General features: G+C 41.1%; 8 protein-coding genes, 2 tRNA genes and 3 rRNA genes. 12 read left to right on the top strand and 1 reads right to left on the bottom strand.

Annotation, left to right across the window (positions count from 1 at the left end; all coding sequences use genetic code 11):
• The first annotated feature begins 27 nt into the window (after positions 1-27).
• The 6 genes from ADA56_RS05615 to mazG all read left to right on the top strand — a co-directional run bounded on the left by ADA56_RS05615 (position 28) and on the right by mazG (position 4,427).
• A 23S ribosomal RNA gene (locus tag ADA56_RS05615) occupies positions 28-2,925 on the top strand.
• A gap of 151 nt (positions 2,926-3,076) precedes the next feature.
• Positions 3,077-3,192: ribosomal RNA gene (gene rrf / locus ADA56_RS05610) — 5S ribosomal RNA — on the top strand.
• A gap of 50 nt (positions 3,193-3,242) precedes the next feature.
• Positions 3,243-3,358, top strand: a 5S ribosomal RNA gene (gene rrf, locus ADA56_RS05605).
• A 14-nt stretch (positions 3,359-3,372) separates the two neighbouring features.
• Positions 3,373-3,449, top strand: a tRNA-Asp gene (locus tag ADA56_RS05600).
• 15 nt (positions 3,450-3,464) lie between these two features.
• Positions 3,465-3,540, top strand: a tRNA-Trp gene (locus ADA56_RS05595).
• A 98-nt stretch (positions 3,541-3,638) separates the two neighbouring features.
• On the top strand, positions 3,639-4,427 hold the full coding sequence (mazG, locus tag ADA56_RS05590) for a nucleoside triphosphate pyrophosphohydrolase (RefSeq protein WP_049369765.1): 789 nt from the start codon (positions 3,639-3,641) through the stop codon (positions 4,425-4,427).
• Between the two features lie 37 nt (positions 4,428-4,464).
• On the opposite strand, the gene ADA56_RS05585 is transcribed toward mazG, so the two are convergent.
• A complete protein-coding gene (locus ADA56_RS05585; RefSeq protein ID WP_005694806.1) occupies positions 4,465-5,259 on the bottom strand; it encodes a sulfite exporter TauE/SafE family protein in 795 nt (264 codons plus the stop codon).
• 213 nt (positions 5,260-5,472) lie between these two features.
• Here ADA56_RS05585 and ADA56_RS05580 point away from each other — a divergent pair, with 213 nt between their 5' ends.
• The 6 genes from ADA56_RS05580 (at position 5,473) to ADA56_RS05555 (ending at position 12,638) form a co-directional block, all read left to right on the top strand.
• Positions 5,473-7,185 (top strand): solute:sodium symporter family transporter, encoded by a 1,713-nt coding sequence (locus ADA56_RS05580; protein WP_032822348.1) that lies wholly within the window; start codon positions 5,473-5,475, stop codon positions 7,183-7,185.
• 49 nt (positions 7,186-7,234) lie between these two features.
• Positions 7,235-8,680: a sulfatase-like hydrolase/transferase gene (locus tag ADA56_RS05575; protein WP_005697443.1), complete on the top strand. Its 1,446-nt coding sequence runs from the start codon at positions 7,235-7,237 to the stop codon at positions 8,678-8,680.
• 38 nt (positions 8,681-8,718) lie between these two features.
• Positions 8,719-9,306, top strand: a complete 588-nt coding sequence (locus tag ADA56_RS05570) for a Crp/Fnr family transcriptional regulator (protein ID WP_049369764.1) — start codon at positions 8,719-8,721, stop codon at positions 9,304-9,306.
• Positions 9,307-9,327: 21 nt separating this feature from the next.
• Positions 9,328-10,473 (top strand): anaerobic sulfatase maturase, encoded by a 1,146-nt coding sequence (locus ADA56_RS05565; protein WP_049369763.1) that lies wholly within the window; start codon positions 9,328-9,330, stop codon positions 10,471-10,473.
• 38 nt (positions 10,474-10,511) lie between these two features.
• Positions 10,512-10,841: a DMT family transporter gene (locus tag ADA56_RS05560; RefSeq protein WP_049362401.1), complete on the top strand. Its 330-nt coding sequence runs from the start codon at positions 10,512-10,514 to the stop codon at positions 10,839-10,841.
• A gap of 132 nt (positions 10,842-10,973) precedes the next feature.
• Complete coding sequence (locus tag ADA56_RS05555) at positions 10,974-12,638, top strand: bifunctional metallophosphatase/5'-nucleotidase (protein ID WP_049369762.1); 1,665 nt, start codon at positions 10,974-10,976, stop codon at positions 12,636-12,638.
• Positions 12,639-12,716 lie beyond the last annotated feature (78 nt).

Raw genomic sequence — 12,716 nt, 5'->3', positions numbered from 1 at the left:
CAACATCAAGAATTTTTGAGGTTGTATAGTTAAGTGACTAAGCGTACAAGGTGGATGCCTTGGCAATCAGAGGCGAGGAAGGACGTGCTAATCTGCGAAAAGCTTGGATGAGTCGATAAGAGGCGTTTAATCCAAGATGTCCGAATGGGGAAACCCAGTAGATGAAGAATCTACTATCACTTACTGAATCCATAGGTAAGTGAGGCAAACCGGGAGAACTGAAACATCTAAGTACCCCGAGGAAAAGAAATCAACCGAGATTTCGTTAGTAGCGGCGAGCGAACGCGAAGGAGCCTGTTAGTGATAATGACAGAGACAGAGGAACAAGCTGGGAAGCTTGGCGATACAGGGTGATAGCCCCGTACTCGAAGTCCAGGTCATGGTACTAAGCTAACGACAAGTAGGGCGGGACACGTGATATCCTGTTTGAAGATGGGGGGACCATCCTCCAAGGCTAAATACTCCTGATTGACCGATAGTGAACCAGTACTGTGAAGGAAAGGCGAAAAGAACCCCGGTGAGGGGAGTGAAATAGAACCTGAAACCTTGTACGTACAAGCAGTGGGAGCCCTTTTGGGGTGACTGCGTACCTTTTGTATAATGGGTCAGCGACTTATATTTTGTAGCGAGGTTAACCGAATAGGGGAGCCGAAGGGAAACCGAGTCTTAACTGGGCGTCTAGTTGCAAGGTATAGACCCGAAACCCGGTGATCTAGCCATGGGCAGGTTGAAGGTTGGGTAACACTAACTGGAGGACCGAACCGACTAATGTTGAAAAATTAGCGGATGACTTGTGGCTGGGGGTGAAAGGCCAATCAAACCGGGAGATAGCTGGTTCTCCCCGAAATCTATTTAGGTAGAGCCTTGAGCGGACACCTTCGGGGGTAGAGCACTGTTTCGGCTAGGGGTCCATCCCGGATTACCAACCCGATGCAAACTACGAATACCGAAGAGTGATACTCAGGAGACACACGGCGGGTGCTAACGTCCGTCGTGGAGAGGGAAACAACCCAGACCGCCAGCTAAGGTCCCAAAGTCTATATTAAGTGGGAAACGAAGTGGGAAGGCTTAGACAGCTAGGATGTTGGCTTAGAAGCAGCCATCATTTAAAGAAAGCGTAATAGCTCACTAGTCGAGTCGGCCTGCGCGGAAGATGTAACGGGGCTCAAATATAGCACCGAAGCTGCGGCATCAGTAGCAATACTGTTGGGTAGGGGAGCGTTCTGTAAGCGGATGAAGGTTAATCGAGAGGTTAGCTGGACGTATCAGAAGTGCGAATGCTGACATAAGTAACGATAAAACGGGTGAAAAACCCGTTCGCCGGAAGACCAAGGGTTCCTGTCCAACGTTAATCGGGGCAGGGTGAGTCGGCCCCTAAGGCGAGGCTGAAAAGCGTAGTCGATGGGAAACGGGTTAATATTCCCGTACTTGGATAAACTGCGATGTGGGGACGGAGCAGGTTAGGTTATCGCACTGTTGGATATGTGCGTTTAAGTTGGTAGGTGAGAGGTTTAGGCAAATCCGGACTTCTTTAACACCGAGAGATGATGACGAGGCTCTACGGAGCTGAAGTAACCGATACCACACTTCCAGGAAAAGCCACTAAGCTTCAGGTTTATCTAAACCGTACTGAAAACCGACACAGGTGGTCAGGTAGAGAATACTCAGGCGCTTGAGAGAACTCGGGTGAAGGAACTAGGCAAAATAGCACCGTAACTTCGGGAGAAGGTGCGCCGGCGTAGATTGTAGTCCCTCGCGGATGAAGGTTGAACCGGTCGAAGATACCAGCTGGCTGCAACTGTTTATTAAAAACACAGCACTCTGCAAACACGAAAGTGGACGTATAGGGTGTGATGCCTGCCCGGTGCTGGAAGGTTAATTGATGGTGTAATCGAAAGAGAAGCTCCTGATCGAAGCCCCAGTAAACGGCGGCCGTAACTATAACGGTCCTAAGGTAGCGAAATTCCTTGTCGGGTAAGTTCCGACCTGCACGAATGGCATAATGATGGCCAGGCTGTCTCCACCCGAGACTCAGTGAAATTGAAATCGCCGTGAAGATGCGGTGTACCCGCGGCTAGACGGAAAGACCCCGTGAACCTTTACTATAGCTTGACACTGAACATTGAATTTTGATGTGTAGGATAGGTGGGAGACTTAGAAGTAGTCACGCCAGTGATTATGGAGTCGACCTTGAAATACCACCCTTTAACGTTTGATGTTCTAACGAAGATTACGAAACGTGGTCTCGGACAGTGTCTGGTGGGTAGTTTGACTGGGGCGGTCTCCTCCCAAAGAGTAACGGAGGAGCACGAAGGTTTGCTAATGACGGTCGGACATCGTCAGGTTAGTGCAATGGTATAAGCAAGCTTAACTGCGAGACAGACAAGTCGAGCAGGTACGAAAGTAGGTCATAGTGATCCGGTGGTTCTGAATGGAAGGGCCATCGCTCAACGGATAAAAGGTACTCCGGGGATAACAGGCTGATACCGCCCAAGAGTTCATATCGACGGCGGTGTTTGGCACCTCGATGTCGGCTCATCACATCCTGGGGCTGAAGTAGGTCCCAAGGGTATGGCTGTTCGCCATTTAAAGTGGTACGCGAGCTGGGTTTAGAACGTCGTGAGACAGTTCGGTCCCTATCTGCCGTGGGCGTTGGAGAATTGAAAGGGGCTGCTCCTAGTACGAGAGGACCGGAGTGGACGCACCACTGGTGTTCCGGTTGTGTCGCCAGACGCATTGCCGGGTAGCTAAGTGCGGAAGAGATAAGTGCTGAAAGCATCTAAGCACGAAACTTGCCTTGAGATGAGTTCTCCCAGATTTAAAATCTGTAAGGGTTGTTTAAGACTAAGACGTAGATAGGTCTGGTGTGTAAGCGGTGCGAGCCGTTGAGCTAACAGATACTAATTGCCCGAGAGGCTTAACTATACAACGCTCAAGGGTTTTTGAGGTTGTAAGACTAAAATAAAAAGACTCAGAGACGAAAGAGAAAGTTTTTAGGTTGAATCAGCTTGTTTGGTTGTGAGCACTAGAGATAGTGAGAGCAGAAAGAGAGAGAAGAAGTTATTAAAGGAATAATCCTGGCGGCGATAGAGCGGTGGTCCCACCTGACCCCATACCGAACTCAGAAGTGAAACGCCGATGCGCCGATGGTAGTGTGGGGCTTCCCCATGTGAGAGTAGGACACCGCCAGGTAATTTTTATTTTGTTAGTTTATTTTAAGAGTAAATTAACAAAATAAAAATTTTGGCAGCAACAGTGCAATGGTCCCACCTGAATCCATACCGAACTCAGAAGTGAAACATTGTTACGCCGATGGTAGTGTGGGGCTTCCCCATGTGAGAGTAGGTCACTGCCAATCATACCTCATTTAGCGGAGTGGTAGTTCAGCTGGTTAGAATACCTGCCTGTCACGCAGGGGGTCGCGGGTTCGAGTCCCGTCCATTCCGCCAATTCTTAATACCAATAGGGGCGTAGTTCAATTGGTAGAGCACCGGTCTCCAAAACCGGGTGTTGGGAGTTCGAGCCTCTCCGCCCCTGCCATTATTCCATATCAATTTATCTTTAATTTTTATAAGAATATTGTCTATTTTGCTATTCGTTTTATACTAATTGCATTTTAGTGCTTCAGAGATATTCTTATGCGTTATTCTATTCAAGATTTTATTCAATTAATTGCACAATTACGTAATCCTGATGGCGGTTGTCCTTGGGATCTTAAACAAAATTATGACTCCATGATTCCTTGTTTAACTGAAGAAACTTATGAAGTCATTGATGCCATCCAAAAGAAAGATATTGCGAATTTAAGAGAAGAGCTTGGTGATCTTTTATTACAGGTAGTATTCTTCAGTCAGCTTGCTTCAGAGGATGGTTATTTCACATTTGATGATGTTCTTAATGATGTTTCTGAAAAGATTGTACGTCGCCATCCTCATGTATTTGGTGATGCAACAGCTGGAAATGAAGAAGAAGCGCTAGCCCGTTGGAACAGCATCAAAGCTCAAGAAAAATCAGCTCAAAAACAACAGTCTATTTTAGATAATGTTCCGAATGCTTTTCCTGCATTGTTAAGAGCACAGAAAATGCAAAAACAGTGTTCAAAGATTGGATTTGATTGGAATGAACTTGAGCCTGTATTTGCTAAAGTTGAAGAAGAATTGAAGGAAGTACGAGATGAGGTCAACCAAACACCTCGTAATCAAGAAAGAATAGAAGAGGAAATTGGGGATTTATTTTTTGCGACAGTCAATTTGTCTCGTCACCTTAAATGTAACGCAGAAGAGGCTTTACGTAAGGCGAATAATAAATTTGAACAACGTTTTCGTAAAGTCGAAGAAAAGGCATTAGAACGAGGCGTATCACTTAAAAATCTTTCTTTAATCGAAATGGATATTCTGTGGGATGAAGTGAAAAAAGAAGAAAAATAACCGAAATGGCAGAGGGCGTGTTTTACTCTGCCATTTTTTATTTTATGGAATGGATAAGTAACATATAAGCGCTGATTACTAATAAAATAATACCCAATAGTTTTTTGACTAAGTGCGGTGATAATTTACCTCGGATTTTCATTGAGAAAAATCCGGTTACAAAAGCACTTAGTACAACAATAATCACAATCGAAAAATTGACGTAACCGATTTGCCAACCAAAGTGATAAGTCGAGTTTTTTGAAAGATAGCCATAAAGGCTACCTAGCCCACCAATAAACATCATCGCATTGGTATAAGGCGCAATTTGGTGGGCTTTAACGGATTTTAATTGTCCAATTAAAGGTGCCATAATTGAGCCACCTCCAATGCCGGTCATGCCAGCAATAAATCCACCTATAGTTGAAAGACCGATTCCTTTAATCGTTTCATCCGCTGTAGATTGCTGAATTATTGCGGTTTCTTTACTAAAAATAGTACGAATTGCTAATAGGGAAAGTGTGATAACAAACACACTGATGATGGCAATATCAGGTACATAAAAACTGGATTCGAATCCTAGCTGCACACCAATAATCATACCCACAGACCAAATGAGCATCGCTTTGTAATTAATCGATACTTTTTGTTTGTAAAAATAAATTAAGTTAATAAAGGATGACCCCATGACAATCGTCAATGATGTTGCAGCAATCATTTGTAAAGGGAACTGTGGGAATAAGGTGTAGAGAATAGGTACCATCAATACGCCGCCACCGATGCCAAAAATAGCGGACATTATATTTGTCATCACACCACATAAAATTAAAATAAAAATTAACTGTAAACTCATTTCAAACTCCTTTTTTGTGGGAGTACGGCATTATTATTCTTTTGGATAAATAAATAATTTATGATCTTGCTCATAATTATCTATAAAAACAGACTTTATTTTAATTTTGTGATCCTTCTCACACAATCAGTATGACAATTATCATATGCTCTTTATACACCTAGCAGTAGTCTATAAATGGATATTAATAATGGATTCTACAAGGAGGAGCGTATGCTATTAACAGTTTCGAGTTTCCTCATCGTAACAGCTTTGGTAGCCTATATTTCATGGCTACGGACGAAAAACGATGATTTAACCACCTCGAAAGGTTATTTCTTAGCGGGACGAGGATTAAGCGGTATTGTGATTGGTTGCTCAATGGTGCTAACTTCACTTTCTACTGAGCAATTGATTGGCGTGAATGCCGTTTCTTATCAAAACAACTTTTCTATTATTGCGTGGACTGTGCCAACGGTGATTCCGCTTTGTTTCTTGGCGCTTTATATGTTGCCGAAATATTTGCGTAACGGTTATACCACTATTCCTGAATTCTTTGAAAATCGCTTTGACCGTCAAACTCGTTTGATTATGTCAGGATTATTCTTGGTCTTCTATCTTTTAATCGTTATTCCGACCGCACTTTATACTGGGGCAATTGCCTTTAACAAAATCTTCAATCTAGAAACGATCTTTGGATTAAGCTACGCTCAAGCAATTGTCTATACGGTGATTGCTATTGGTGTTGTCGGTGCGATTTATGCGATTTTTGGCGGGTTAAAAGCGGTGGCAGTTTCCGATACTATCAATGCCGTAATCTTAGTGATTGGTGCATTGCTTGTGCCTGTATTTGCATTGCTTTATTTAGGTAATGGTAGCATTTCTGAAGGCTTGAATATTATCACCACCACTCACGTTGAAAAATGGAACGCCATTGGTAGCTCAACAGATTCTACTCCTTGGCCAACAATTTTTACCGGTATTATGGTTGTTCACTTCTTCTATTGGACAACGAACCAAGCCATCGTACAACGTTGTTTAGGGGCGAAGGATTTAGCATCGGGTCAAAAAGGGATTTTAATTGCAGCACTTTTCCTACTCACATTACCGATTATTCTTAATTTACCGGGTTTATTGAGTTTCCATATTTTAGGTGAAGGCTTAAATCCAATTGATACATCTTATCCATTGTTGGTTAATAAAGTGATGCCGACTGCATTGCAAGGCTTCTTTATTGCGGCACTTTTCGGTGCAATTTTAAGTACCTTTAATTCATTCTTAAACTCTGCAGCGACCATTTATTGTAAAGACTTATTACCATCTATCAGTAAAAAACAACGCACCGATCAAGAATTGATCGTCTATGCGAAAAAAGTCTCTACCATTATGGCGATTGTGACCATGATTATTGGCCCACTTTTGATGTTCGGTACAGATGGTATTTTCTTAATCACTAAACGCTTTGCTGGTTTTGTGAATATTCCGATTGTTGCGCTATTTGCTGTGGGTTTATTTAATAAAACAGTTTCTGGCTTGGCTGCACGTATAGCTTTGCTTGTACACGTAGTACTTTATTTCAGTATTGTTTGGGTGTTCAATGTGAAAATCAATTTCGTGTATGTAATGGGCGGATTATTCGTATTTGATGTTGTTTTTATGTTGATTCTAGGTCAATTCTTAAAACGTGAACCTTATGTGGAAAATACCATCAATAAAGGCGATGTAGACTTAACCAATTGGAAATACATTAAAGTAACATCTGTTTCATTAATTCTTGGTTTAATTGCGCTTTATGCATTCTTATCACCAATTGGTATTGCTTCACCAGATGGCAATCCAATGTTAGTGTTGGAAGTGTATGCGGTATTACAACTCATTGTGTTGATTGTCTTTAGACCAAAAAATGAAAAAACAGAACATCAATTACATCTTTCTAACCAACATTAAGCAGTAGGGCGTACATCACGTACGCCCTTAAAATAGATAAGGATTGTGTATGAACATTATCTATATTTTACTCGACCAAGTGCGTAAAGATATGTTGGGGGCTTATGGTCACCAGATCGTTAAAACCCCGAATATTGACCGTCTAGCTAAAGATGGCGTACGTTTTAATAATGCTTTTACGCCCGCTTCCGTTTGTGGGCCCGCACGGACTTCACTCTTTACCGGTTTAATGCCATCTACCCATGGCATCATTCGTAATGGTGAAAAAGGTGGTACAGGTGAAGTGAGTGAAGCAGCCCCCAATATTGGTAAACTAGACGGCTATAACACCTATGTTGTGGGGAAATGGCACGTGGGTACAAAGTCTGTACCGGAAGATTATGGCATTAAAGGGCATAATTTTGATGGCTATGGTTATCCTGGCAGTGGTGTGTATAAAAATTTAGTGTTCAACCAACCGCCGACACATTCCAATCGTTATAAAGAATGGTTAGATGAAAAAGGCTATGAAATTCCTGAAGTGAGCCGTGCTTATTTCGGTGATAACCCTCATTTACGTGTACAAGAACTTTGTGGTTTGCTTTCAGGCACAAAAGAACAAACCATCCCATATTTCATTATTGACGAAGCAAAAAGCTATATTAGTGAATCACTTGCTGAAAATAAACCGTTCTTTACATGGATTAATTTCTGGGGACCGCATACGCCTTGTATCGTGCCAGAACCGTATTATTCCATGTATCGCAAAGAAGATGTGGTGCTAGATGAAAGCTTCTTCAAGCCACTAGAAGGCAAACCAGGACACTATCGTACCATCTCTAAAATGTGGGGAATGTGGGAAGCGAGTGAAGATCATTGGAAAGAAGTGATCACAAAATTCTGGGGTTATATCACCTTGATTGATGATGCAATTGGTGAGCTATTTACCTTCTTAGAAAACAACGGCATTTATGACCGCACTTTTATTGTGGCAACTGCTGACCATGGGGATGCGATGGGTGCTCATCGAATGATTGAAAAAGGGGAGTTCATGTTCGATACCACCTACAACATTCCGATGATTATTAAAGACCCAAATTCAAACCGCGTTAATCAACAAGATGATAATCTTGTCTATCTCCATGATTTAACCTCGACCGTTTATGATCTCGCTAATCAGCCTATTCCTCAAGCCTTTGAAGGGGAAAGTATTTTGCCGATTGTTCGTCAACATCAAGATAATCAACGCAAAGGGATATTGGCACAGTTGGCGGGGCATTTCGTCTATTTTGAACAACGCATGTGGCACCGTAAAGACTATAAATTAGTGTTTAATGCTTCGGACATTTGTGAGCTTTATGATGTGAAAAACGATCCGGCTGAAATGCATAATTTGTTCTACAAGCCAGAATATGAAGCGGTCAAAAAAGAGATGCTGGAAGAAATGCGTCAAGAAATGAAACGCTTAAATGATCCATTAGAAAACTGGGTATATCGGATTATCAACGAAGTGTAAAACCAATAAAAAATTGACCGCACTTTTAAGGGACGATTATGGAAAATTGCGCAATCAAGCCTACGGAATTGTCACATTGTCAGTTTACTGAGCTGCATCACTTGCCGAAAGGTTCCTTCTTGTATCAACAAGGTGAGTCAGCACATGAATTTTATTATGTGCAAGCAGGCTTGGTTGGCTTATTTCATACCCTTGAGAATGGCAAGGAAAGCTTAGTGCGATTATATTCCAAGGGCGATTATTTTGGTTTTCGAACTTTGTTTTCGATGGCAGATAAACATTATCATTGCAATGCAAAAGTCTTAATTGATGCGGTGATTACTCGCATCAAACCTAATGTCGTGAGTGAATTTTTCACGCATAATACGGTGATGAGCCAATGTTTATTACAGATTTTGGCAGATGAATTACGCGAAGCAGAAGAACGTTTGGCAAAAAGTGCCTATTTGCGTACTTTAGATCGCGTGATGGATAGTTTGTATTTTCTCAAACAACATTTTCCTGATTATAATTGGACATATCGTGAAATTGCAGAATATGCTGGCTGTGAAACTGAAACTGCGATTCGTATTGCAAAAGAACTCAAACAAAATGGCGCATTAGACCGAATATCTGGTCATAAATAATGTTGTAACAAAGGATGGTTGATGTCTGTTTTTCTACCACAAGCTCATTTTCACTTAATGGCGAAACCAAGCAGTTTTCACTGTAACATTCAGTGTGAATATTGCTTTTATTTGGAAAAATCAGAACAGTTGGGGAAACATGCGCCTTTTATGTCGAAAGACACCTTAAAACATTACGTCAAAAACTATATCCAATCTCATGTCGGTAATGTGGTTGAATTTGCTTGGCAAGGGGGGGAGCCGACTCTCTTAGGCTTAGATTTTTATAAACAAGCCGTTGAATATCAGCAGGAATTTGCCCAAGGCAAACAGATCACAAACGCCTTTCAAACCAATGGCATTGCTATTAATCATCAATGGGCCGCATTTTTCAAACAACATCATTTTCTCATTGGGCTTTCTATTGACGGTTTAAGTGCTGTGCATAATCGTTATCGTATTTCGGGTAATGGTAATCCCACCTTTGAAAAAGTCGTGAAAGCTTTAAATCTGCTACAAGAATATGGCGTGGAATTTAACACCTTAACCGTCATTAACGATCAAAACTGGCAAAAAGGAAGAGAAACCTATTTAGCACTCAAACAGCTTGGTTCAACTTATATGCAGTTTATTCCTATTGTGGAACGTCATGCCCAAACACAATCAGTAACCGATTTTTCAGTACCATCAGAAGGTTATGGGCAATTTCTTGTGGATGTCTTTCATGAATGGTACGAGTATGATGTAGGGAAAATTTATGTGTCGCAGTTTGATAATTTGCTAGGGCAATGGCTTGGTTATCCTTCCACAACTTGCGTTCACCAACCCACTTGCGGTCAATCTCTTGTGGCGGAAGCCAATGGTGATGTATATGCTTGCGACCATTTTGTGTACCCCGAATACAAGGTCGGCAATTTAACTCAGCAACCTTTAACGGAGATTGTGCTTTCCAGTAAACAGCAACAATTCCGTTTAGAAAAATCACAAAAATTGACCGCACTTTGTCGGCGTTGCGAGTTTCGTAAACTCTGTTATGGTGGCTGCCCAAAACATCGTTTTGTTTCTCTTGAAAATGAACCTGATCCACATAATTATTTATGTGCCTCTTACCGTTATTTCTTTGAGCAAACGGCACCTTATATGCAGGCGATGGCTCGTCAAATTCGGTTACATCCATCCGCTGCTTAAGGTAGAATAGCGTTTTTCTATTTTACTGTTTTATTGATATGAATCCTTGGACATTACTCGCTATCTCTATTTGCCTTGAAATCGTGGCAACGAATTTATTAAAAGTCAGTGATGGCTTTACCAAACTTTTACCCACCGTTGGTTCATTAGCGCTATATGCTATTTCGTTTTATTTTGTCTCCATTGTTTTCCGAACACTTTCCGTGGGCTTGGTTTACGCCATTTGGTCGGGCGTTGGTATTGTTCTGACCGCTATTGTGGCATATTTCGCATTTGGTCAGAAAATTGATACCGCAGGGCTGATAGGTATGGCGTTGATTATCAGTGGTGTTTTAGTGATTAACTTGTTTTCTCAAACAGGGCATTAATCCTCCAAATGAAATATGATCAAGCTCACAAATTTTATTTTTCTTCAAAATAAAATTATGTAAGCAATCGATTCACCGCTATAATTCTCCGGCATTTTTAACCGCACTTTGTGCAACTTTAAAGGAAATTCTATGAAAAAATTACTTTGCTTATTATGTGCGCTTTCTGCTGTTAGCACAGCAATGGCACAAGAAGTGAATATTAAATTATTAGGGACCTCAGATGTTCACGGTCGTATCGTACCTTGGAGCTATGGTGCAGACGTAGAGGACAAATCTGGTTCTTATGCACAAATTGCAACTTATGTGAAAGATGTGCGTAAAAATAATAAAAACGTGGTGTTAGTGGAAGTCGGTGATGCGATCCAAGACAACCAAATCGATGTGTTCGCAAAAGATAAAAAATATTACAAAGATCACCCAATTCCAAAAGTATTAAACGAAATGAATTATGATATTTTCGTATTGGGTAACCACGAGTTTAACTTTGGGATGAAAGCATTAGATGAAATCCTAAAAGATATCAAAGCGAAAAAATTAACCGCAAACTTCTATCATAAGAAAAATGACAAACGTTATATCGATGCGACAACCATAATCGAAAAAGATGGCGTGAAGTTAGGGATTATTGGTTTAAGTACCCCAATGTCAGCAAAATTTGAAGAAGACACGGGCAACTTAAAAGACATGAAATTTACTTCACCGACAGAAGAAGCGCGTACACAAGTTGAGAAATTAAAAGCAAAAGGCGTGGATGCGATTATTGCGGTGACCCACATGGGTATCGATAATGAAAACAATATTCCTGATACCGGTATGCGTGATGTCATCAATGCGGTAGATGGCATTGATGTAGTTATTGCAGGTCACATGCACAAAGATGTACCAAGTGAAACCATTAAAAATACACTAATCACTGAACCACACCGTTACGGTACCGTGGTATCTGAAGTGGATCTCACTTTTGATATCAACGATAAAAAAGAAGTGAAATTAGTGAAGAAAGAATCTAAAACGGTTCCAGTTAAAGCACTTGAAGCAGATAAGAAAATTGTGGAAATCTACAAACCTTATCACGAGAAATTACGTGAATTAAACAACGTAGTAATCGGTCAAACAGCGAATGAAATGGTACCTCAAGAGACTAAACACGGTGTATCTGCTGCATTCTCAAAAGATACTGGTCTATCTTCATTCATTAATGATGTTGAACAACATTACAGCGGTGCAGATGTGGTGACTTTCTCTTTCGACCATCAAAAAGCACGTATGGATAAAGGCGATATCAAGAAAAAAGACATCATCTTTAACTATCGTTATGCAGGCGGTGATGTTACCGTTTATGAACTGACCGGTAAACAATTGAAAGAATATATGGAATGGTCTGCGAACTACTTCGATACCATCCAACCAGGTGATACTGAATACCGTTACAATGCGGAGCGTAAAAAATCAAAATATGTGACTTACGACATTTTCGGTGGCGTAAATTACAAAATTGACTTACGTAATCCAAAAGGTAGTAAAATCGTTGATTTAACCCTTGCTGACGGCAAACCGGTCACTGATGATATGAAATTAAAAGTGGGTATGAACTCATATCGTTTCGCTCAGTTAAACGGTAAAGGTGGTATTTGGGAAGGTCAAAAAATCCCCGTACTTTGGGAATCTAAAGTAGCAATGGGTCGCGAAAAAGGCACTATCCAAAATATGATGATCGATTACATTACCAACGTGAAGAAAGGCAAAATCGATGGTCAATCTCACAACCGTTGGGAAATCATTGGATTAAACTAATCGGTCTTTTAAAAATACGATAAAAACCAACCGCACTTTGAGGTAATTGAATCAAGTGCGGTTATTTTTTTCTTTGTT

Origin of the sequence: Parahaemophilus parainfluenzae (assembly GCF_001055095.1) — a bacterium.
Lineage (GTDB): Bacteria > Pseudomonadota > Gammaproteobacteria > Enterobacterales > Pasteurellaceae > Haemophilus_D > Haemophilus_D parainfluenzae_Z.
The sequence above is the reverse complement of the archived record's forward strand: the minus strand, read 5'-3'. Positions and strand labels throughout refer to the sequence as shown.